Source organism: Campylobacter sp. BCW_6464, assembly GCF_001762775.1.
GTDB classification, from domain to species: domain Bacteria; phylum Campylobacterota; class Campylobacteria; order Campylobacterales; family Campylobacteraceae; genus Campylobacter_D; species Campylobacter_D jejuni.
Genome location: NZ_MJXM01000024.1, coordinates 23498 through 46519, shown reverse-complemented (window position 1 = coordinate 46519; position 23022 = coordinate 23498). Strand labels below are relative to the sequence as shown.

The window sequence follows — 23022 nt, the reverse complement described above, 5'->3', positions numbered from 1 at the left end:
ATAAATATTTTACTTAAAAAACTTAAATTTAAGATGAGAGATATAAAGCAAGTTCGTCGCTAATGAGAAAATTAGGATTAAAATATCTTTTATTTTTGTAAAAAAGTTTTTTTTCTTTTAATAATATATTTATTTTGTCTTTTTGCCATTGATTGAGTTTTGTTTCATCAATCCCTACTATACTTCTAAGTCCTAAAAATAGGTGTTCTAAATTCAAGTCTTTAAAACTTAGCTGCTCTATAGATCTAAAAGTGGGATTTTCTATGTAATTTTTTAAATTTTTTGCTGTATAAAAACGCTTGTTTTCATAAAATCCTACCGCACTTAATCCACAAGCTAGGTAGTTTTTTCCTTGCCAATAAGCAAGATTATGTTTGCAAATTTGGGCTTTGGTTTTTGAAAAATTACTGATTTCATATTGAAAAAAGTCAAGTTCTAGGAGTTGTTTGATGAAAAATTTCATTAAATTAGGAGCATTTTTTTTAAAGTGTTCTTTTTTGGCAAAGGCTGTGTTTGATTCTATGGTTAAATTATAAGCACTAAGGTGTGTGATTAAAGCCTTGATTTGTTTTAAGTATAAGAGTTCAAATTCAAGCATTTTTTTATTGTCTAATTTTGTATCATAAATAAGATCTAAATTGATATTTTTAAAACCTATTTTATTTGCGTTTTCTAATGCTTTGATAATCATTTCTTGATTATGAATTCTTCCAAGAAAGTGAAGTTTTTTAGGATGAAAACTTTGAGCTCCAAAAGAAATGCGATTAACTCCTAGATTTTTCATATTTTTAAGCCAATTTAATGTTGCTGAGTTGGGATTAGCTTCGCATGAAATTTCTACATTTTTATCTAGTAAAGGATATAAAATTTTAAAAATATCTTCATAATTATACGCATCAACACAACTTGGTGTTCCTCCGCCTATGAATAAGGTTTTAATTTGATTTGATTGAATGTTAAATTGTTTTAATTGAAAAATAATATCTTCTTTTAAAGCCTTAAAATAGGCTTTTTCATAATCATTTTTTTTCAAACTTGTAAAAGCACAATAATTACATTTGCTTTCACAAAATGGAATATGGATATAAAAATGCATAAAAACCCTAAAATATTTTATTAAATTTTTTTAATGTATTTTAATAAAAATTTGATTTGATTTAGGTTAAAATTATTTCCTTTAAATTAAGGAAAAATATTGTGGAAAACGAGAAAAATTATAGACCAAATGTTGCAGCTGTTATTTTGTCAAGTTCTTATCCTTTTGAGTGTAAGATTTTTATAGCTAGAAGAAGTGATATGGATAATATTTGGCAATTTCCACAAGGAGGTATTGATAAAGGTGAAAGTGTCAAAAACGCTTTATTTAGAGAACTAAAAGAAGAAATAGGCACCGATGAGGTTGAAATCATTGCTGAGTATCCAGAATGGTTGAGTTATGATTTTCCAAGTAAAATTGTTAAAAAAATGTATCCTTATGATGGACAGATTCAAAAATATTTTTTAGTGCGTTTAAAGCACAGTGCTACAATCAATATCAATACCAAGCATCCTGAATTTGATGATTATCAATTTGTGAGTGTTAAACAAATTTTTGAAATGATTAATCATTTCAAAAAAAATATTTATGTTAAAGTGATCAAATATTTTGAAGAGAAAGGTTATATCTAAAATGCTTATAGTTCAAAAATATGGTGGAACAAGCGTTGGAACACTTGAGCGTATCGAAGCAGTAGCCAATAGGGTTATTCAGAGTGCGCAACAGGGTAATCAACTTGTTGTTGTAGTATCTGCAATGAGTGGGGTGACAAATACTCTTATCGAGCAAGCTGAATATTTTAGTAAAACCCCTAATGGTAAAGATATGGATATGCTTTTAAGCAGTGGAGAGCGTGTAACAAGCGCTTTACTTTCTATTGCTTTAAACGAAAAGGGTTATCCTGCTATATCATTTTCTGGGAGAAAAGCAGGAATTATTACAGATAGTGTTTTTACAAAGGCAAGAATTCATCATATTGATACAAAAGCGATAAAATCAGAACTTCAAAATGGTAAAATAGTCGTTATAGCGGGTTTTCAAGGTGTAGATGAGGAAGGTAATGTAACTACTTTAGGGCGTGGCGGAAGCGATTTAAGTGCTGTGGCAGTAGCAGGTGCCTTAAATGCGGATTTGTGTGAAATTTATACCGATGTTGATGGGGTTTATACAACAGATCCAAGAATTGAACCAAAGGCAAAGAAATTAGATAAAATTTCTTATGAAGAAATGCTTGAACTTGCAAGTTTGGGTGCAAAAGTTTTGCAAAATCGCTCTGTAGAGCTTGCAAAAAAATTAAATGTTAACTTAGTAACCAGAAGTAGTTTTAACAATAACGAAGGAACAATGATAACAAAGGAAGATGGAATGGAACAAGCTTTAGTAAGTGGTATTGCTTTGGATAAAAATCAAGCAAGAGTGACTTTAAGAAATGTAGAAGATAAGCCTGGAATCGCAGCTGAAATTTTTTCTGTTTTAGCAAATGAAAATATTAATGTAGATATGATTATACAAAATGTTGGAGTTGATGGCGCTACAAATTTGGGTTTTACGGTTCCTCAAAATGAACTTGAATTAGCCAAAAATGCTATGCAAAAAATTTTAAGCTCAAAAACAACTATAGAAAGTGATAGTGCTGTAGTAAAAGTTTCTATAGTCGGCGTAGGCATGAAATCACATTCAGGAGTGGCAAGTAAAGCTTTTAAAGCTTTAGCTGATGAGGGGATTAATATCGGTATGATTTCTACTAGCGAAATTAAAATTTCGATGATAGTTCATGAAAAATACGGAGAACTTGCAGTTAGAGCACTACATGAGTGCTATGGACTTGATAAATAAATGAGTGATTTTTTAAGTTTTACTCTTGAAAATATCCGCAATGGCGGAGCTTTTATGGCATGGTTGGAGTCGCGTCGTTTAGAATGGGCTCCTTTGATGGCTGCAAGACTTAAATATCTTTTAGAAGGACGCACTTTTGTCTTAATGTGTGATGAACAAAGATCTTGGTATGAAGAGTATTTTTTAAAAAATATAAATTCAAAAGCCGCTCGTCCTATGCTTCCTTTTGTGTCGTTAAATTCTTTATGCAAGAAGAAAGTACAAAGTTCAGAAGATATAGCTTTACTTAATGACTTGCTTGACATTTCTTTTCCTAATGGTTATGTGTATTTTTATGTAGGAAGTGCTTCTGATAATAAATCTTTAATCGCTAAATCAAGAGATGATAGTTTATTGTGGCTTTTTGATGAGCAGTTACAAGATAGTTTTTATTTAAATTCTAAAGATAAAGACTTGGATATCAAGCTTATTAGTTTATATCAACTTTTTGATGTAAGTTTGGATGCAATATTATTTTCCAAGGTGCAATTAGGATAAATATTTTGTTTATTAGTAAGATTATTATCAGTGAAGATTTTTTAGGTATTAAAGAAGAAATGATTAATAATTTTGGTATTAAAAAATTAAGATTTTTTATGCCACAAAATGAATTTTTACTTGATGATGCAAGAGCAGTTGAAAAAGAAAGCTATATCGCAGAAACCGAAGAAAAAATTATTGTTTTAATGGCGGATTCTTATAGGATAGAAGCACAAAATTTTTTACTTAAACTTCTTGAAGAACCTCCAAAAAATATTAAATTTCTTATTGTGGTACCTTCTAAAAATTTACTTTTACCTACTATAAAATCACGTCTTATTTGTGAAAAAAGAAAAGTTGAAAAGGAAGTTAAAAAACTTGATTTAGATCTTAAAAGAATGGATTTAAGAATGCTTTTTGATTTTTTGCAAAAAAATGAAAATTTGGATAAAAATGAACTTATGGATCAAATCGCATTGCTTGCTAAAGAATGTGTGAAATATAAAGATTTTAACGCTGAAGAATTAGAGTTTTTTTATGAAAGTTATGAGCTTGCAAAATTAAATTCTAAAAGCGGGGTACTTTTGGCTACTCTTTTATTAAATTACTATACAAAGAAATAAAATGAAATTTTTTAAAATCAATCCAAATACCGATTTTAATTTACTTTGCTCTTTTATAAATCCTCATAAAATGGGACAAAAGATTATGAGTGAAAAAACAAAAATTCATTTTATTTTTATCAAAGATATTTCTACTCCTGCGGCAAATATTTTAAAACAAGATGCTTTAAGAGTAGGAGCTGAACTTATTACTCATAAAGAAGTAATTACTGCAAAAATCACTCATTCAAATGCGCTTTTAATGGCAAGTAAAGAGCAAATTCAAAAACTTATTGCTAAAGAAAAACTTCAAGATTTTGGACTTAAAAATTTGGCTCTTTTTTTGCAAAAAGATTTTTTAAAAACAAAAAAAGCTGAGCTTATGGCAGTGATTAATGTTAATGAAGACAGTTTTAATGCAAAAAGTCGTGTGAGTGAAGAAGACTTTGAAAAAAGGCTTAATGACTTTCTTGCTTTAAGGCCTGATTATATCGATATAGGTGCGGTTAGTTCAAGACCTGGGAGTGAGTATTGTGGCAAGGAAGAGGAATTTAAAAGACTAAAAAAAGTACTTGACTTAATTTATGAGAAAAATTATCATGAAAAAGCGATTTTTAGTTTAGATAGTTTTGATGAATATTGTCTAGAATATGCTTTAAATAAGGGTTTTAAACTTATAAATGATATTACAAGTTTAAGAAATCTTAATCTGGCTAAACTTGCAAGTAAATATGAGGCAAAATATTGCTTAATGCACATGCAAAACAATCCAAATAACATGCAAGATAATCCTTTTTATGAAGATTTACTCGATGAGATGACTTTGTTTTTTAAAGAAAAACTTGAACTTTTAGAAAGTTTTGGAGTAAAAGAAAGTATTTTAGATGTAGGTATTGGTTTTGGAAAGAGTGCGGAGCATAATATGATTTTAATCAAACACTTAGAACATTTTTTGCAATTTAATAAACCTTTACTTATAGGTGCGAGTCGCAAAAGTGTGATTAATGCGTATTTTCAAAGTGAGATTAAAGATCGTTTAGCAGGAACTTTGTATTTGCATTTAAAGGCTTTTGAAAATGGTGCTAGTATTATAAGAGTGCATGATTTATACGAGCACAAACAACTTTTTGCTTTAGCACAGGCAATGGACAATATAGGAGTTTAGATGAAAAAAGAAGAGTATTTAGAAAAAGTTGCTTTAGCAAATTTGTGGATGAGGGCATATTATGAAAAAGATGAACCCTTGGCTAGCGATGAAGAATACGATGCTTTAATCAGAGAATTAAGAGTTTTTGAAGAACAAAATAAAGATGAAATTTCAAAAGACTCTCCAACGCAAAAAATAGCTCCTACTATACAAAGCGAGTTTAAAAAAATAGCTCATTTAAAGCGTATGTGGTCGATGGAAGATGTGTTTGATGAGAGTGAGCTTAGGGCTTGGGCAAAACGCACAAAATGTGAAAAAAACTTTTTTATAGAGCCTAAATTTGACGGAGCGAGTTTAAATTTACTTTATGAAAATGGTAAATTAGTAAGCGGTGCCACTAGAGGTGATGGCGAAGTGGGCGAGGATATAACACTTAATGTTTTTGAGATAGAAAATATACCTAAAAATATAGCCTATAAAGAAAGGATAGAAATTCGTGGAGAAGTGGTGATTTTAAAAGATGATTTTGAGAAAATCAACGAAAAAAGAGCTCTTTTAAATCAAAGTTTATTTGCTAATCCACGCAATGCTGCAAGCGGGAGTTTAAGGCAGCTTGATACAAGCATCACTAAAGAAAGAAATTTGAAATTTTATCCTTGGGGAGTAGGGGAAAATACCTTAAATTTTACTAAACACAGCGAGGTGATGCAATTTATCAGAGAGCTTGGTTTTTTAAAGGATGATTTTGTAAGACTTTGCGCTAATTTAGATGAGGTTTTAAAAGCTTATGATGAGCTTTTAGCTTTAAGAGAAAAAAAGTCTATGATGATGGATGGAATGGTGGTAAGAGTTGATGATCTTGCGCTTTGTGAAGAATTAGGCTATACGGTAAAATTTCCAAAATTTATGGCAGCTTTTAAATTTCCTGCACTTGAAAAAACCACGCGTTTAATAGGGGTAAATTTACAAGTAGGAAGAAGTGGGGTGATCACTCCTGTGGCGGTTTTAAAGCCTGTAAATTTAGATGGGGTTGTAGTAAAATCAGCCACCCTTCATAATTTTGATGAGATTGCAAGACTTGATGTTAAAATCAATGATTTTGTAAGCGTGATAAGAAGTGGCGATGTTATCCCTAAAATTACTAAGGTTTTTAAAGAGCGTAGAGAAGGTTTAGAGATGGAAATTTTACGCCCTAAACTTTGTCCTACTTGCCAAAGTGAGCTTTTAGATGAAGGAACTTTAATAAAATGTCAAAATATAGACTGTGAAGATAGACTTGTAAATTCTATCATTCATTTTGTTTCTAAAAAATGTCTTAATATCGACGGACTTGGAGAAAATATAGTAGAACTTTTATATAAACACAAAAAAATCACTACACTTGAGAGTATTTTTCATTTAAAATTTAGTGATTTTGAAGGTTTGGAAGGCTTTAAAGAAAAGAAAATCAACAATCTTTTAAATGCTATAGAACAAGCAAGAGAATGTGAGCTTTTTCGTTTTATCACAGCTTTAGGGATAGATCATATTGGCGAGGTTGCGGCTAAAAAATTAAGCTTAAGTTTTGGTAAAGAGTGGCACAAGCAAAGCTTTGAAGCTTATGCCAATTTAGAAGGTTTTGGGGAGCAAATGGCTTTAAGTCTTTGCGAATTTACGCGTGTTAATCATACAAGAATTGATGAGTTTTACAGGCTTTTAAATTTGAAAATAGAAAAACTTGAAATTAAAAGCGATAGTGTGATTTTTGGTAAAACTTTTGTGATTACAGGAACTCTTTCACGACCAAGAGATGAGTTTAAGGCTTTAATAGAAAAGCTTGGAGGTAAGGTAAGTGGTTCGGTTTCTAAAAAGACTGACTATGTGCTTTTTGGAGAAGAGGCAGGTTCTAAGCTGAGTAAGGCTAAAGAGCTTGAAGTAAAATGTATAGATGAAAGTGCTTTTAATGAACTTGTTAAAGAATAGTTCTTATATTTTAACACTTTTAAGCCTTTTTGGATTTTTGCTAACTTGGCAAAGGAGTGCTTTTTCTCTGTTTTTTTTAATTCCTATTTTCTTAACACTTTTTTGGGAATTCTTTTTATTTTTAAAGCTTAGAAAAAATATTATAAAAGAAGCTACTTTGATTAAGGGAAGTTTGTTTTATCGTATTAGTATGGGGGATTTTTATCTTTATATTTTTAGTTTTTTCTTGGCGATTTTTGGACTTGTTTCTTTATTTTTAAATTTTTTAAATCTTGAAAAAATTGATTTAGTTTTTATATTTATAATTTTGCCTTTATTGATGATATTTTTAAAAAAAGAATTGCATTTGCAATTTGTAAATAATGCTTATAATGATTTTAGAATAGTTGTTATCGCTAGTTTTTTTACCGCTTTATTTTATGCATTTTATGGGCTTTTTTTTACTTACAATGAGCTTTTAAATTTAGAACTTTTTTCTAGGAAAATCATTGCTTATAAGAGTGCTTCTTTTGTTTATTTTGATTTTTTATCTGAATTTTTGTATTTTGTTTCAAATTTAAAACTTTTTATTTTTTCTCATTTTGGATATTTGAGCTTTAGAGCTTTAAATTTTATTTTTGATTTTTTTAATTTTTTTATGTTTTGCTCTCTTTTGGCTTTTGTTTTTAATTTTGTTTTGAAAATAAACATAAAAATAATTGTTTTATTTTTATGTTTTATCATGGTTTTAGGAAGTTATTTTTTAAAAGAGCAAAGAAATAATGCCTTAAAATCTGAACAAGAACAAATACTTTTATGGATGAATAATTTTAATTTTTTAAAAGATAATAACTTAAGTTTAATTCAAAAAGAAAAAGATCTTTTTGAAAAAGATCTTAAAGATCTTAGAGAAATTTTTAAAAAAAATGCTTTTGAAATAGGAATTTGGTGGTTTTCTAAAGAAAAAGAAGACTTGGAAAAAAGAATAAATGAGAGTTTAAAATGAGATTTGATTTTTTTGTTTCAAAGCGTTTAAATATCAGTAGAAATAAAGCTTTAGAGCTTATAGAAAATGAAGAGATTTTACTTAATGGTAAAAGTTTTAAAGCTTCTTTTGATGTGAAAAATTTTTTAGAAAATTTAAAAAAAACGCAAGATTTAAATCTTGAAGATATACTTTTAGCCAATGAGTTAAAATTGGATCTTTTAAGTGAAATTTATGTTTCAAGAGCAGCTTTGAAATTAAAAAATTTTTTAGAAGAAAATGATATTGAAATAAAACATAAAAATTGTCTTGATATAGGATCTAGCACGGGCGGTTTTGTGCAAATTTTACTTGAAAATCAGGCTTTAAAAATCACTACTCTTGATGTGGGTAGTAATCAACTCCATCCAAGTTTAAGAGCAAATGAAATAATTATCTTGCATGAAAATACAGATCTTAGAGCCTTTAAAAGTGAAGAAAAATTTGAACTTGTTACTTGTGATGTGAGTTTTATTTCTCTTATTAATTTACTTTATTATATCGATAATTTAGCTTTAAAGGAAATTATTTTACTTTTTAAACCTCAGTTTGAAGTGGGAAAAAATATCAAAAGAGATAAAAAAGGTGTTTTAAAAGATGACAAGGCAATCTTAAAGGCAAGAATGGATTTTGAAAAAGCATGTGCTAAGTTAGGTTGGCTTTTAAAAAATACGCAAAAATCAAGCATTAAAGGAAAGGAAGGTAATGTTGAATATTTTTACTACTATATCAAAAATTAATATTACTTCTTTAGCTATAGGTTGTTTTGATGGTATACATTTAGGGCATCTAAAACTTGTAAAATGTTTAGATGAGAATGGGGCTTTGTTGGTTATTAATAAATTTAAGGGTCAATTTCTTTGTTCAAATCGTCAAAAAGAAGAAATTTCAGGAAAAAAAGTTATAGAAGTGGATTTTGAAAGTATAAAATCTTTAGATGGTAAAGATTTTTTAAGCTTTTTGAAAAAAGAATTTATCAATTTGAAATTTATAGTAGTGGGATATGATTTTTCTTTCGGGAAAAATAGGGCTTATAGTGCTAAAGATATTGAGTCTTTAAGTGGGATAAAAACTATAATAGTTGATGAATTTAGTATAGGCGGAGTAGGTGTTCATGCAAGTTTAATTAAGGATTTTTTATCAAAAGCAAATTTACAAAAAGCAAAAGAATTTTTAGGAAGAGATTATAGTATTAAAGGAAAGTTGATTAAAGGACAAGGTTTGGGCTCTAAAGAACTTTTTGCGACTATAAATTTAGATTGTAAAGGCTATTTTTTGCCTCAAAATGGTGTTTATGCTACTTTGTTAAAAAGCCAAAAAAATATTTATAAAAGTGTGAGTTTTTTAGGTGTAAGATCAAGCGATGAAAATTTTGCCATAGAAAGTCATATTTTAGAGGAATTGGGTGAAAATTTCACACAAGGGGAGTTTTTCGAACTTGAGTTTATATCTTTTCTAAGAGAGAATCAGAAATTTCAAGATCTAAAAAAACTTAAAAATCAAATTGCCAAAGACATAGAACAAGCTAGAGAATTATTAAGGAAAAATGATGAAAGATGAACTTTTTAAACAAAGCCCTAAAAAACAATTTGAATTTGATAAAAGCGTGGCTAGTGTTTTTGATGATATGATTAATCGTTCTGTACCATTTTATAGGGAAAATTTAGAACTTTGTGCTAATTTATTGGCTAAAATTTTACTTGCAAATGCAAGTATTTGTGATTTGGGCTGTTCAAGTGCTAATTTTTTGATTTTGTTGGCAAATCTAAGAAAGGATTTTAAACTTTTTGGCGTGGATAATTCTGCTTCTATGCTTGAAGTTGCAAAGTCAAAAACTAAAGCTTATGGACTTGATATAAGTTTTTTTGAAGCTAATTTATGCGAATTTGATTTTTTTACTTGCGATGTTTTTGTGGCAAATTATACCATGCAGTTTATTCGTCCTCCTAAAAGACAGGAATTGCTTGATAAAATTTATAAAAATTTAAATCCTAAAGGCATTTTGATTATGAGTGAAAAAATCCTTTATGAAGATGCTTTTTTGTCTAAAAATATCATAGAACTTTATGCAGACTACAAAGAAAAACAAGGCTATTCTAAATTTGAAATTGCAGCTAAAAGAGAAGCCTTAGAAAATGTTTTAATTCCTTATAGTCAAAAAGAAAATTTAAACATGCTAGAAAAGGCAGGTTTTAAGAAAATAGAAAGTATTTTTAAATGGGCAAATTTTGAAACTTTTATAGCTTTTAAGGATTAGAGATATTTTCATTTTCCCATTCATCTTTTGGAAAACCTACCTTATACGCATTAACACAATCTTGACTGATGATAGCTTTGTGCCTGCATTCTAAACTTCTTTTTTTTGCTTCTTCAGGGTGATTTTGATAATATTCTACACTTTTGGTTTGTTCGCATGCTGCAAAAAATATACCAATAAGGCTTAAAAAAAGAGTTATTTTCATGGTAATTTTTCCTGTGTTATATTAATATCATCACTAAAGATAGAACTTTGATGGTTTTCTGTTGTTTTGGAAGGATAAATTTCAGAAGGTGTTTCTGCTATGGGCGGCATTATAATACTTTCATTATTTTCTGAACTTTGGTTAATATCTTTTGTGATTTTTTCTTTTTTTAAATCATTTTGTTTTAAAGCTTCTAATATCTGATTATCAGATTTTTTTGGTGTGTTTGGACTGTATTTACTCTCTTCATTTGTTGGCTTAATACCAATTTCTAATGCATTAATACAATCTTCGCTAAGAGTTCCGCTTTCTTTGCATTCTTTTGCTTTTTCTTTTGCTTCGCTAGGATGATTTTTGTAGTAATTTTCTGTTTTGCTATCGCAAGCTGTTATATTAATAATTATTAAAATTGTAAGTAAAATACTTAGTCTTTGCATTTATCAATCTCCTAAAAATTTTTAGCATCTTAGCAAACTTGTATAAAGCAACGATAAATTATTTTTCTTCATTATAAGAAAAAATAGGTAAAGACCATTGATATTTGATAGCTAAAAGCCTTGCAATAACTCCTATAAAAAGAGTTAAAAGTGTGCAAATTAGAGCATTAAGCTCAAGCCACATTATTAGAGAATAATAGATTGCTCCTGCAATTATGGCAATTCCTGCATAAATTTCTTTTTGAAATACCAAAGGGATTCTCATACATAAAATATCTCTTAAAATTCCACCAAAAACACCCGTAATTACAGCAGCAGCAACGGCTATGATAAACCCATGATTTTGATCTATGGCTATTTGAGCTCCAAGTATGCTAAAAACAACAAGTCCTATAGCATCAAGAGTTAGAAATAAAGTTTCAAGTTTGGTTACTACACGTGGAATTTTTGTGGCTATAAGGGCGCAAAAACAGATTAAAATAATATATTCAGGATGTTTAACCCAAGTTAAAGGATAATGTCCTAAAAGCACATCTCGTATGCTTCCACCTCCAATTGCTGTTACGAGAGCAATAAAAATAACTCCAAAAAGGTCCATTTTATGGCGTCCTGCAGCTAAAGCCCCTGTCATTCCTTCTGCGGAAATACCTATGATATAAAGAGTGGTTATTGTAAGAGCATTTATCTCCATAATTTATACCTTAAAATTTATCACAATTTATTTGATACTGTTTAATATTTTCATCATTTACTTCGTGGTTTGGTACTTGATAGCATTCTTTAAATTTCGGAGTTTTAATAATTTTTACATAAAAACTTGGTATAGCAATACGGTTTTTAATGTATTGTGGTTCTTTATCGTAAAGTACTAAATTTAAAACTTCAATACTTTGAAATTTTAAAGCCAAATTTCTTTCTCTTTGTTCGATTTCATTCCAAATTATATTATTTATTTGCGCATTTTGTGGGGTAATATTACTCATTAAAAATACTGAATTTTGGGCAGCTTTACTAAAGCTAAAAGAAGCATTGGGTGCAGTGTGTCCTCGCGTGTAGCCGCTGTTTTTATAATCACTCCAAGTAGTGCGGTATTTTTTAGGAATATTTGTATCATCTTCAAAGCGAGGGCGTTTTTTAATTTGTTTATTTTTTAAATTTGAAGCTTCTACTTTATAAGCAACGGCTTTTGTACCTTTGAGTTTATAATCATAGCAATTTAGATAAAAAAACTTATCTAAGATTTGCGAGCAATTTATGTTGTTAAAATAAGAAGAAAAAACAGCACTAGGCTCGTAAGATTCTAAGGCGAAAATATTAAGAAATATAGCGAGTAAAAAGATGAAAATTTTCATTTAAGTTCCTTATCTTTACTTTTGCAAAGATGATTTAAAAAACATTCTTTACATAAAGGTTTTTTAGCTTTACAAGTGTAGCGTCCAAAAAGAACCATGGCTTGATGAAGATAGTTAAGATTATCTTTAAATATGCGTGTTAAATCTTCTTCTGTAGCTTCTGGAGTTTTTGCTTTGCTAAGTCCTAAGCGGTGAGAAACTCTAAAAACATGAGTATCTACAGCCATGAAATTTGCTCCACACCATTCTATTAAAACCACATGGGCGGTTTTTTGTCCCACGCCTGCTAAGGATTTTAATTTCTCTTCTTCAAGGGGAATTTCTCCGTCAAAATTTTCACAAACTGATTTTGCCATTTTTATAAGATTTTGTGCTTTATTATTAAAAAATGAACAAGTTTGTATGTAGGTTTTAAGGCTTGATAAATTTGCATTTGCAAGAGATTTGATATCAGGATAAGCTTTAAAAAGATCAGGAGTGATGAGATTAACTCTTTTATCAGTGCATTGGGCTGAAAGCATCACACAGACTAATAGTTCGTATAAATTTGAAAATTTAAGTTCTGTTACAGGTTTCTCAAAATGTTTTAAAAAAAGCTCTTTGATTTCTAAATTTCTTTTCATTTTTTAATTTTAGTTAATTAGCTTTAAACCAAGTTTAGATATAATCGATTTTATATACATTTTATTAAAAAGGAAACCCAATGAAAAAAATTTCTTTAGTTGCAGCAGCTTTGATTGCAGGTGTAGCTTTAAATGTAAATGCAGCTACAGTAGCCACTGTTAATGGCAAGAGCATTAGTGATACAGAAGTAAGTGAATTTTTTGCCCCTATGCTTAGAGGACAGGATTTTAAAACTTTGCCAGATAATCAAAAAAAAGCTCTTATTCAGCAGTATATTATGCAAGACTTAATTTTGCAAGATGCTAAAAAACAAAATTTAGAAAAAGATCCTTTATACACAAAAGAACTTGATCGTGCAAAAGATGCAATACTTGTTAATGTTTATCAAGAGAAAATTTTAAATACAATTAAAATTGATGCGGCTAAAGTTAAAGCTTTTTATGATCAAAATAAAGACAAATACGTAAAACCTGCGAGAGTGCAAGCAAAACATATCTTAGTAGCGACAGAAAAAGAAGCTAAGGATATTATTAACGAACTTAAAGGTTTAAAAGGTAAAGAACTAGATGCTAAATTTAGTGAGCTTGCTAAAGAGAAATCAATTGATCCAGGTTCAAAAAACCAAGGTGGTGAGCTTGGTTGGTTTGATCAATCAACTATGGTAAAGCCTTTTACAGATGCTGCTTTTGCACTTAAAAATGGTACTATTACTACAACTCCAATAAAAACGAATTTTGGCTATCATGTAATCTTAAAAGAAAATTCGCAGGCTAAAGGTCAAATCAAATTTGATGAAGTAAAACAAGGTATTGAAAACGGACTTAAATTTGAAGAATTTAAAAAAGTTATCAATCAAAAAGGCCAAGATCTTTTAAATAGTGCTAAAGTGGAATATAAATAATGGGTGTTTTAGACATTGTAAAAGCAGGGGTGATTAGCGGAGATGAGCTTAATAAAGTTTATGACTATGCTAAAGCAGAGGGTTTTGCTATCCCTGCTGTTAATGTTGTAGGAACTGATTCTATTAATGCAGTTTTAGAATCTGCAAAAAAAGTTAACTCTCCAGTTATTATCCAGTTTTCAAATGGTGGGGCAAAATTTTATGCAGGGAAAAATTGTCCTAATGGAGAAGTTTTAGGTGCAATTAGTGGGGCTAAACATGTACATTTACTTGCTAAAGCTTATGGTGTACCTGTGATTTTACACACTGATCATGCCGCAAGAAAACTTTTACCTTGGATTGATGGGCTTATTGAGGCAAATGCACAATATAAAAAAACCCATGGACAAGCTTTATTTAGTTCCCATATGCTTGATCTTAGCGAAGAAAGTTTAGAAGAAAATCTTAACACTTGTGAAGTCTATCTTCAAAAACTTGATGCTTTAGGTGTCGCACTTGAAATAGAACTAGGTTGTACAGGTGGCGAAGAAGATGGAGTGGATAATACAGGTATTGATAATTCTAAGCTTTATACCCAACCAGAAGATGTAGCACTTGCATATGAAAGACTTGGAAAAATTAGTGATAAATTTTCAATTGCAGCAAGCTTTGGAAATGTACATGGAGTTTACAAACCAGGAAATGTTAGCTTACAACCTGAAATTTTAAAAAATTCGCAAAAATTTGTCAAAGATAAATTTGCTTTAAAAAATGATAAGCCTATAAATTTTGTATTTCATGGTGGTAGCGGTAGCGAGCTAAAAGATATTAAAAATGCAGTAAGTTATGGCGTAATTAAGATGAATATTGACACAGATACCCAGTGGGCTTTTTGGGATGGGGTACGTGAATATGAACTTAAAAATAGGGCTTATTTGCAAGGACAAATTGGAAATCCAGAAGGTGATGACAAGCCAAATAAAAAATACTATGATCCGCGTGTTTGGTTAAGGAGTGGTGAAGAAAGCATGATAAAGCGTCTTGAAGTCGCTTTTGAAGATTTAAACTGTATAAACAAAAACTAAGCATTTTAAAGGCTTAGTTTTATTTTGTTTTAAAAATTTTTATCAAATTAAGTAGCAATCTTTAAAATAAAATTTTTATTGAGGTATTGGTTTCATGGAGATTAAATCAGATGAAATTTCAGAACTTGTTTTGCCTGAAGGCAAAGATGCAAGAGGTTCTTTGGTTTATTTTAAAATTATTTTTATTCCAGCTTTTCTTTATATTTTGATTTTATTAGGTTATTTTAATGTAATTGACTTTAAGGTTGAATTACATACGGTTATTATGACAGGTGTGATTTTTTTTACAGCATTGATTTTTGCTAGACATAGTGCTGAGTATGCGTATAGTATTTTTGAGCAACAAAAAGATGAATTTAAACAGGCTTTAAAAAGACATATTATGAGGCATTTTCTTGCCATAGGGAAAGACACGAAATCAAATGCCAATTTTGATGACTTTGCTTATACATATATTAAAGGTGCAAGAAATGAGAATTTTGCTAGTATAGGTTCGGCAATTTTTCCAATGATGGGAATTTTAGGAACTTTTATCAGCATAGCTTTTTCAATGCCAAATTTTAGTTCTAGTGATACAGCCGCTTTAGAACAAGAAATTGCAGATTTGTTAAGTGGAGTAGGAACTGCTTTTTATGTTTCAATTTATGGAATTTTTCTTGCATTATGGTGGATGTTTTTTGAAAAATATGGTAAAAGTAAAATAGATCGTTTACTAAATCGTCAAAAAAACGCTACAAGTGGATTTTTTTGGACAAAAGAAGAGCTTGATCAAAGATATTTAACTGAGAGTTTGCAACATTTTGAAAAAATTGGAGCAATTTTTAAACAAGTTAGCAATGATGATTTTTTTGCAGAGCTTGATCATGCTATTGATAGAAAATTTGGCATTTTTCAAGATATGCTAAATGTAGAAGAAAAAGCTATTAGATTAAGTAGTGAACACATCAAACAAACCATGGGTGAGCTTAGTAAAGCACAAAGAGATCAACGCGATCTTGGAAAGCTTTATAGTGAAATGTTAAATGGCATAGGTTTGCTCAATCAAAATTTGAAAGAAATCAATACAAGAATGTCAGAACAATATAATCGCTTGCTCGATATCAGTAGTGATAAAATTCATCATCTTGATAAGACGCTAAGTGCATTCGATGAAAAAGTAGAGCGTTTTGGCAAAAATTTTGAACTTTATGAAAAAGCAATGTTGGAAAGTCAAGAAAAGGTTTTTGAGGGATTTAAAGCAAGCTTGTTTGAAGGTATGCATAAATTTAAGGAAGTATATGAAGAAGAAAAAAGTATCGATGCTAAAATCAAAATGATGGATGAGCTTAAAAAAGAAATGAAAGCACTTGATGAAGAAACAAGTCAAATGATGAGTAAGCTTTCTGGGGATGGAAATCAAAATAAAGAAAATGAAACCAAACAAATAGAAGATTTTTCAGAGTCTAAGACTGAAGAAAATCAAGATGAAATTCAAGCAGAAATATCTAAGCAAGAAAGCAATGATGAGTTAAAAAATGAAGATAAAGAAAATAAATGAAAAATGAGTCAAAAGAAGATAGCAATTTTTGGATAGCTTATGCTGATTTAATGGCAGGATTGCTGTTTGTTTTTATTTTGCTAATAGGTGCTATTGTTGTAAAATATGTTTTAACTCAAAGTGATTTAAAAGAAATTAAAGACAATCTCAATAAACAAGAGGCACGCTTAGAGGAGAGCAAAGAAGAGCTTAGAAATAAAGAAGCTATAGTGTTTAAACTAAGTTCTGATTTAAACAATGCTTCTAGTGCTTTAAATCTTGCTAATTCTCAAAAAGCAGAATTAGAGGCTAATATTACAAATTACAAGCAGTTAAGTAAAGATTTGAACTCAACTTTAGATAATAAAGATAAGCAAATTTTGATTTTACTAGGTCAATTAGAGAAAAAAGATGAAGAGCTTAAAAATTTACAAGAAGATTTTCAAAAAGCTAAAGAAAAGGTGCAAAATCTTGGTTTGATTCGTGAAAATTTAAGCAAGGAATTGCAAAGCAAACTTGATAATAATATCACTATAGATGAAAAGACAGGATCTATTTCTTTGCCTGCTGAAGTACTTTTTGATAAAGATTCTTATGTGTTAAAAAATGAAGCAAAGGCAAGTTTGAGAAAAATCTTAAGCGAATATTTTGATGCTATTCTTGAAGATCCAAAAATTTTTTCTAACATTGAAAATATCATTATTGAAGGACATACTGATAGTGATGGATCTTATATTTATAATTTAGATTTGTCGCAAAAAAGAGCTTATGAGGTGATGAATTTTATCTATACTTTTTATAAGAGTGATAAGCTTCAAAAGCTTTTAATGGCAAGTGGACGTTCTTTTTCAGATCCTGTGTTTGTCAACGGAGTTGAAGATAAGGATAAGAGTCGTCGCATAGAGATAAAATTTAGCATTAAAAATGATAATGCTTTAAAAGATGTAGAAAAATTCTTTGAATTTCATTAAAACAATTAGTCCTATACAAAAAATCAATTTTAACGGATTTGAATTTTATATTAAAAGAGATGATTTATTAGGAGAAATTAATGGAAATAAAGCTAGGAAACTTGCTTTTTATATCCATCAAAGATATCCTAAAAATCAATCTTTTATAAGTTATGGAGGAAGCCAAAGTAATGCTTTGGCGGCATTAAGTATTTTTGCTAAACAAAGATCATATAAGCTTGTTTTTGCTTGTGAAAAAATTTCTACTTTTCTTAAGAATAATCCTTGTGGAAACTATGCTTTAGCTTTAGAAAATGGTGTTGATTTTGTAGAAAATATCCATTCTTTATCCTTAAAGCAATTTGCCTTGTCTTTGTGTAAAAAAGATGATATTTTTATAGAACAAGGCATGGCTAATTTAGAAGCTCAATATGGCTATATGGAGCTTGCTCAAGAAATTCAAATGCAAAGTCAAAGTTTAAAGCTTGATTTTGATATTTTTTTACCTTCGGGTACAGGCACTTCGGCAGCTTTTTTGGCAAAGTATTCTAAATTTAAAGTATTTACTTGCGCTTGTGTAGGTGATATTAAATATCTTAAAAAACAAATTTTAACATTAGATCCAAGCTATGATTTTTCAAATTTAGAATTTTTAACAAGTGATAAAAAATATCACTTTGCTAGACCGTATAAAGAATTTTATGAGCTTTACATGGATTTAAAGTTAAAGTGCAATATAGAATTTGACTTGTTGTATGATATTTTAGGATTAAGTATAGCATTAAAACAAGAGTGGAAAAAACCATTGCTTTATATACATCAAGGTGGAATTTTAGGAAATTCCACTATGTTAGAGAGATATAAATTTAAAAAATTAGTTTAAAATTCCATAGATAAAAATGATTAAAATAATCAAAGGTACTATATATTTTACATAATAAAACCAAATTCCAAACCATGAACTTTTAAGTGTATTGTTATTGCTAAGTTCTTTTAGACTTTCTTGTTTGCCTAAAATCCAACCTACATAAATGCAGCAAAAAAATGCAGTTAAAACAAACAAAATATTTCCACTAATGAAATCAAAACTATCAAAAATGTTTTTTCCTTTGATGATAACAATATCACGCCAAGGCCCATAAGTTAGAATACAAGGAAGATTGCCAAGTATGAAGATAAACCCTAGAGTTAGGTTAATAGAAAGATTTTTAGAATATTTAAATTTTTCTTCTAATACGCTAATAATAACTTGATAAATTGGCAAGCTTGTGGTTAAAGCTGCAATCAAGAGTAAGACAAAAAATAAAATACACACAATGGTACCAAAATGGATATGAGAAAATGCTATAGGTAAAGTTTCAAAAACCAAAGAAGGCCCGCTATCTGGAGCAAGTCCTGCTGAGAAAAGTGCTGGAAAAATCATAAAACCAGCCAAAACAGCTATAATGGTATTTAAAACCCCTGTATAAATAGCGGTTTTTGCCATATTTTCATTTTTATTAAGATGAGATGAAAGTGTTATCATCACCCCAAAACCTAGGGATAAAGCAAAAAAGACTTGCCCTAAAACATCGATTAAAAGTTTTGATGATAAAATTTTACTAAAATCAGGTTCAAGATAAAATTTAACTCCAGCTATAGCTCCATCAAGGGTTAAATTGCGTCCCACAACAACAATAAGACAGATAAATAATAAGGGCATTAAAAATTTGACGGATTTTTCTATACCATCTATAATGCCTCTTTTTAAAATAATATAATTAATAATTACAAAAACAGTGGTAAAAATACCAACTCCTAAAGGATTGAAGGCTATTTTGTCGTTAAAAAACTGATGAGTAAATTCTTTGCTTACTACATTGGCAAGACTAAAATTCCCTAGGGTTAATTCCCAAATATAAACTAAAACCCATCCTCCAAGTACCATGTAGTAAGCCATTATGCCAAAGCTTCCTAAAAGTCCCATATATCCAATACTTTGCCATTTTTGTTTGAAAGCATCTACGCTATTTGTCATCGCTTTTCTGCCTATGACATTTTCAACTAAAATAACAGGAATGCCTATGATAATCATAGCTATACAAAAAACTAATACATAAGCACCGCCACCATTTTCTCCTACAAGATAGGGAAAACGCCAAGTTGCTCCAAATCCTATGGTTGCTCCAGCAACTGTTAGAATATAAGTTAGTGTGCTACTCCATGTTTGTCTTTGCATGATTATCCTTTCGAAAAAGAATTATTTTACCTAAAAATAACTTTAAAAACTTATAAGCTATCCATATAGCTTATATCGTAAGTATTTTTTAAGCGTTTGTGTATCGTTTCGTGCCAATTTTGAGATATGAGAGAGTTTAATTTTTCTAATTTATCTAATAAATTCAGATTTTGCTTAAGAATTTGATGCGGGGAGTAAAAAAGTTGATTGAGTTCAAATACACTAAGTGAAGTAGAATTTTTTCTAAAATTTTAATATTTTCATGCTTTCGTATTTGTCCAACTTGTAAAACTTTATAATACCATCCACTCAAGCCCGTTTTAAAAATTTCATGTGTAAAATTTGGATTATTGTGAATTTTAGAAATTTTTACACAAGGTTTTCTAGGTTCGCTTACTTGCAGTATTGCATTTGAAATTTGATGTATATCACCTATGCAAACATTTTGTTCACAAAGCCCATCGATGCTCAAATTTTCACCCATTGAGCCAAAATTTAGCTTTTTATTAAGAAATCTTTCCCATATAGGATAGTTTTGACAAGAGTTGGCAAAAATAGCCTTATGGTAGCCTCCATGATGAATTTTATCAGCTATTTGATCATCTAAAATACCTAGAAAATCAATTTGTGTTTCTTCTAGGTAAGTATCTTTAATAAATGCGCTTTGGAAATTTTTATAGTTTTTAATTTTCCCTATTTGCAAACTTTGAATTTTCATGGTTCTAGTTTTTTTAATAAATCATCAGCACTGATAAAACCCGTGATTTTTAATTTTTCTTTTCCATTTTCAAAGAAAATTAAAACAGGTGGGCCAAAAACATTAAATTCTTTCATGGTTTTAATTTGTTCATTATTATTTTCGCTTACATCAACTTTGATAAGTTTGTAATTTTGCATTTTTTGTATGATTCTTTCATCGCTAAAGGTCAATTCATCTAAAAGTTTGCAATTTTCACACCAAGATGCAGTAAAATCAAGCATTATGGGCTTTGTATTTGTTTGTATTTCTTGCTTTAATTGTTCAAAATTGTTGATATAATCATAGCTTAAAGCAGGTTTTGAGGCAGATATAGTATTGAAATTTAAAGGATTTAAGAAATTTTTAGCCCCAAAAAGTCCCCCTAGGAAAATACTTAGAGAATAAGCTAAAATAAGAATTAAAATACTTTTTTTAATTTTAGAAATTATTGTAAAACTTTTTTCAAAAATTCCCATAAAAACACTAAAAAATACACCTAAAATTCCATAGGCAATTAAAATGTAATTTTCTTCAATAATTCTAGAAAGTATCCAAATAGCCATAGCCAACATAACAAAAGCAAAGAAAATTTTTACTTTTTCCATCCAAAAACTAGGTTTAATAAAACCTAATCCTAAGCCTATGAAAAGCAAAGGTATACCCATGCCAAAACTCATGATAAAAAGCGCACTACCACCTAATAAAGCATTGCCTGTATTGGCTATATAAATTAAAGCACCTGCTAAAGGGGCTGCTACGCAAGGACCTACTATTAAAGCAGATAAAAATCCCATAATAGCTATACCTACAACTCCCTTTCCTTTTTCGCTTTTTTTATGTATAAAGGTTTGAAATCTTAATGGTAATTCGAAACGAAAAGCTCCAAACATAGCAAAAGCAAAAGCTATGAAAATTAGAGCAAAAAGAATTAAAATAATAGGTTTTTGTAAAATTCCTTGAATACTTGCTCCTAGAAAACTTGCTATAACTCCAGCAATAGCATAGGCTAAAGACATGAAAAAAACATAGATAAAAGAGAGAAAAAAACTATGTTTTTTTGAAAATTTAGCATTACTTTTTGCTACGATAAGAGAAGATAAAATCGGAATCATAGGTAAAATACAAGGTGTTAAGGAGAGTAAAAGTCCGTAGCCAAAAAAACTTAGCAAAATCCAAAAAAAGTTATCTGTTGCTAAAAAATTTGCTATAGAGCTTTCTTCAGATTCAATTTTAGTTTTTTTATCTGTTTTTTGAGCTTTGTAAGGTTTTGAAATTTCAAAAGTATCTTTTTTAGAAATGAGATCAAAGTACCAAGTTTGAGGGTTATAACACAAGCCTTGTTCAGAACAACCTTGAAATTCGAGTTTGATTAAATTTGTAGTATTTTTCGCAAAGCGTTCTAGTAGTAAATTTGGCAAAGCTAAATTTAATTTTTGATAATAAACATTTTCATTGCCTCTTGTAGAGCTTTGAGGTAGATTAATCAAAGAACTTATATCTTTTTCATTTATATATAATTTAAGTTTATTAGAATAAAGATAAATATCTTTTCCAAGTTCAATATCAATTGAGATAGAATTATTATAAGAGTTTGATTTTACATTAAAAGCTTCATTTAAAGACAATATAGAAGCAAAACATAAGCAAAAACTTAATAAAATAATACCAAAAATACGCATAAATTTCCTAAAAACTTATTTTTCCTTTATCTTTAGCTTCAATTATAATTTATTATGATAAATTTACTTTAAATACTTTATAAAGGTTTGAAAATGCAAGAAAATAATTCTTCAAAAACACAAGGGGCTGTTAAAAAGAATGAAATTTATATTTCTGTTAAAAGAAAGAAAAGTACAATAGAATATGAAAAAGATTTAAAGAATTTGCAAATTGAGCTTTTGAAATTTCAAAATCATGTTAAAGCCAAGGGTTTAAAGGTTCTTATACTTATAGAAGGACGCGATGCAGCTGGAAAAGGTGGGGCGATTAAACGTTTGATTGAGCATTTAAACCCGCGTGGTTGCCGCGTTGTGGCTCTTGAAAAACCTAGTGATGTGGAAAAAACACAGTGGTATTTTCAGCGTTATATAGCACATTTGCCCTCGGCCGGTGAGATTGTGATTTTTGACAGATCTTGGTATAATCGTGCAGGAGTAGAACCGGTTATGGGTTTTTGTACACCGCAACAACATAAAGATTTTTTAAGAGAAGTGTCTTTGTTTGAAAATATGATTTCAAATAGTGATATTATTTTTTTTAAATTTTATTTTTCAGTATCAAAAGACGAGCAAAAAAAACGTTTTGAAAAACGCCGAAGTGATCCACTTAAACAATATAAATTATCTCCTGTAGATCAAAAATCACAAGAATTATGGGATAAATATACTTTAGCTAAATACTCTATGCTTTTAGCATCTAATACTCCAACTTGTCCTTGGACTATTATTTCTTCAGATGATAAGAAAAAAGCAAGATTAAATTTATTGCGTTTTATACTTTCTAAGGTAGAATATCCAAATAAAAAAACTGGAGATTTTTCCAAAATTGATGCAAAATTAGTGCGTAGTGGAGAAGAAGAAATACGAAAAATGGAGGCGAATTTGGAAAAACTTGACAGTAAAAAAGCAGATGAGAAAATAAAAGATTTAGATTAA

Annotated in this window: 24 protein-coding genes and 1 pseudogene; 16 read left to right on the top strand and 9 right to left on the bottom strand. The window is 29.4% G+C overall.

The window, feature by feature from the left end:
* Positions 1-28: 28 nt before the first annotated feature.
* Entirely contained in the window at positions 29-1096 is a 1068-nt protein-coding gene (gene hemW, locus AJ885_RS00685) for a radical SAM family heme chaperone HemW (RefSeq protein WP_070248248.1), read from the bottom strand.
* 101 nt (positions 1097-1197) lie between these two features.
* Between hemW and AJ885_RS00680 the strand changes: the two genes are divergently transcribed.
* The 10 genes from AJ885_RS00680 to cmoA are packed head-to-tail and all read left to right on the top strand — an operon-like array spanning position 1198 to position 10362.
* Positions 1198-1668, top strand: coding sequence for an RNA pyrophosphohydrolase (locus AJ885_RS00680; protein WP_044794063.1), 471 nt, complete (start codon positions 1198-1200; stop codon positions 1666-1668).
* A 1-nt stretch (position 1669) separates the two neighbouring features.
* Positions 1670-2872, top strand: coding sequence for an aspartate kinase (locus AJ885_RS00675; RefSeq protein ID WP_002854935.1), 1203 nt, complete (start codon positions 1670-1672; stop codon positions 2870-2872).
* A complete protein-coding gene (locus AJ885_RS00670; RefSeq protein ID WP_070233254.1) occupies positions 2873-3409 on the top strand; it encodes a HobA family DNA replication regulator in 537 nt (178 codons plus the stop codon).
* 5 nt (positions 3410-3414) lie between these two features.
* A complete protein-coding gene (locus AJ885_RS00665) occupies positions 3415-4014 on the top strand; it encodes a DNA polymerase III subunit delta' (protein ID WP_002921223.1) in 600 nt (199 codons plus the stop codon).
* 1 nt (position 4015) lies between these two features.
* Positions 4016-5158 (top strand): dihydropteroate synthase, encoded by a 1143-nt coding sequence (gene folP / locus AJ885_RS00660; RefSeq protein ID WP_070280578.1) that lies wholly within the window; start codon positions 4016-4018, stop codon positions 5156-5158.
* Positions 5159-7102, top strand: coding sequence for an NAD-dependent DNA ligase LigA (ligA, locus tag AJ885_RS00655; RefSeq protein ID WP_002880298.1), 1944 nt, complete (start codon positions 5159-5161; stop codon positions 7100-7102).
* Positions 7083-8087 (top strand): hypothetical protein, encoded by a 1005-nt coding sequence (locus AJ885_RS00650; protein WP_079264392.1) that lies wholly within the window; start codon positions 7083-7085, stop codon positions 8085-8087. The genes ligA and AJ885_RS00650 overlap by 20 nt, the downstream gene beginning before the upstream one ends.
* A complete protein-coding gene (locus tag AJ885_RS00645) occupies positions 8084-8845 on the top strand; it encodes a TlyA family RNA methyltransferase (RefSeq protein ID WP_002880301.1) in 762 nt (253 codons plus the stop codon). The genes AJ885_RS00650 and AJ885_RS00645 overlap by 4 nt, the downstream gene beginning before the upstream one ends.
* Positions 8811-9665 (top strand): bifunctional riboflavin kinase/FAD synthetase, encoded by an 855-nt coding sequence (locus tag AJ885_RS00640; protein WP_070233256.1) that lies wholly within the window; start codon positions 8811-8813, stop codon positions 9663-9665. The genes AJ885_RS00645 and AJ885_RS00640 overlap by 35 nt, the downstream gene beginning before the upstream one ends.
* Positions 9652-10362, top strand: coding sequence for a carboxy-S-adenosyl-L-methionine synthase CmoA (cmoA, locus tag AJ885_RS00635; protein ID WP_072225838.1), 711 nt, complete (start codon positions 9652-9654; stop codon positions 10360-10362). The genes AJ885_RS00640 and cmoA overlap by 14 nt, the downstream gene beginning before the upstream one ends.
* Here the strand turns inward: cmoA and AJ885_RS00630 are convergent.
* The 5 genes from AJ885_RS00630 to nth are packed head-to-tail and all read right to left on the bottom strand — an operon-like array spanning position 10352 to position 12979.
* Complete coding sequence (locus AJ885_RS00630) at positions 10352-10573, bottom strand: EexN family lipoprotein (RefSeq protein WP_072225837.1); 222 nt, start codon at positions 10571-10573, stop codon at positions 10352-10354. The genes cmoA and AJ885_RS00630 overlap by 11 nt on opposite strands.
* Positions 10564-11004 (bottom strand): EexN family lipoprotein, encoded by a 441-nt coding sequence (locus tag AJ885_RS00625; protein ID WP_070248223.1) that lies wholly within the window; start codon positions 11002-11004, stop codon positions 10564-10566. Before AJ885_RS00625 ends, AJ885_RS00630 begins: the two co-directional genes overlap by 10 nt.
* Positions 11005-11062: 58 nt before the next feature.
* The gene (locus AJ885_RS00620) at positions 11063-11695 is read right to left on the bottom strand and encodes a trimeric intracellular cation channel family protein (protein WP_070280576.1); all 633 of its coding nucleotides are present in this window, start codon (positions 11693-11695) and stop codon (positions 11063-11065) included.
* A gap of 10 nt (positions 11696-11705) precedes the next feature.
* A complete protein-coding gene (locus tag AJ885_RS00615) occupies positions 11706-12356 on the bottom strand; it encodes a DNA/RNA non-specific endonuclease (RefSeq protein ID WP_044780003.1) in 651 nt (216 codons plus the stop codon).
* Positions 12353-12979, bottom strand: coding sequence for an endonuclease III (gene nth, locus AJ885_RS00610; RefSeq protein WP_044779333.1), 627 nt, complete (start codon positions 12977-12979; stop codon positions 12353-12355). Before nth ends, AJ885_RS00615 begins: the two co-directional genes overlap by 4 nt.
* 80 nt (positions 12980-13059) lie before the next feature.
* Here nth and peb4 point away from each other — a divergent pair, with 80 nt between their 5' ends.
* The 5 genes from peb4 (at position 13060) to AJ885_RS00585 (ending at position 18294) form a co-directional block, all read left to right on the top strand.
* The gene (peb4, locus tag AJ885_RS00605; protein WP_002931939.1) at positions 13060-13881 is read left to right on the top strand and encodes a peptidylprolyl isomerase PEB4; all 822 of its coding nucleotides are present in this window, start codon (positions 13060-13062) and stop codon (positions 13879-13881) included.
* The gene (gene fbaA, locus AJ885_RS00600; RefSeq protein WP_002931943.1) at positions 13881-14945 is read left to right on the top strand and encodes a class II fructose-bisphosphate aldolase; all 1065 of its coding nucleotides are present in this window, start codon (positions 13881-13883) and stop codon (positions 14943-14945) included. The genes peb4 and fbaA overlap by 1 nt, the downstream gene beginning before the upstream one ends.
* Positions 14946-15039: 94 nt before the next feature.
* On the top strand, positions 15040-16482 hold the full coding sequence (locus tag AJ885_RS00595; protein ID WP_070209851.1) for a MotA/TolQ/ExbB proton channel family protein: 1443 nt from the start codon (positions 15040-15042) through the stop codon (positions 16480-16482).
* On the top strand, positions 16479-17432 hold the full coding sequence (locus tag AJ885_RS00590) for an OmpA family protein (RefSeq protein WP_002852313.1): 954 nt from the start codon (positions 16479-16481) through the stop codon (positions 17430-17432). Before AJ885_RS00595 ends, AJ885_RS00590 begins: the two co-directional genes overlap by 4 nt.
* Complete coding sequence (locus tag AJ885_RS00585) at positions 17419-18294, top strand: 1-aminocyclopropane-1-carboxylate deaminase/D-cysteine desulfhydrase (RefSeq protein WP_053872869.1); 876 nt, start codon at positions 17419-17421, stop codon at positions 18292-18294. The genes AJ885_RS00590 and AJ885_RS00585 overlap by 14 nt, the downstream gene beginning before the upstream one ends.
* On the opposite strand, the gene AJ885_RS00580 is transcribed toward AJ885_RS00585, so the two are convergent.
* The 3 genes and pseudogenes from AJ885_RS00580 to dsbD form a co-directional block, all read right to left on the bottom strand.
* Positions 18286-19629 carry a sodium-dependent transporter gene (locus tag AJ885_RS00580; RefSeq protein WP_070209852.1) on the bottom strand — a complete coding sequence of 448 codons (1344 nt, stop codon included), beginning with the start codon at positions 19627-19629 and terminating at the stop codon, positions 18286-18288. The two genes, AJ885_RS00585 and AJ885_RS00580, sit on opposite strands and share 9 nt — an antisense overlap.
* A gap of 50 nt (positions 19630-19679) precedes the next feature.
* Positions 19680-20347 (bottom strand): annotated as a pseudogene (locus AJ885_RS00575) (MOSC domain-containing protein).
* Positions 20344-22047, bottom strand: coding sequence for a protein-disulfide reductase DsbD (gene dsbD / locus AJ885_RS00570; protein ID WP_070280575.1), 1704 nt, complete (start codon positions 22045-22047; stop codon positions 20344-20346). The pseudogene AJ885_RS00575 and the gene dsbD overlap by 4 nt, the downstream one beginning before the upstream one ends.
* 93 nt (positions 22048-22140) lie before the next feature.
* Here dsbD and ppk2 point away from each other — a divergent pair, with 93 nt between their 5' ends.
* Positions 22141-23022, top strand: coding sequence for a polyphosphate kinase 2 (gene ppk2, locus AJ885_RS00565; protein WP_053872584.1), 882 nt, complete (start codon positions 22141-22143; stop codon positions 23020-23022).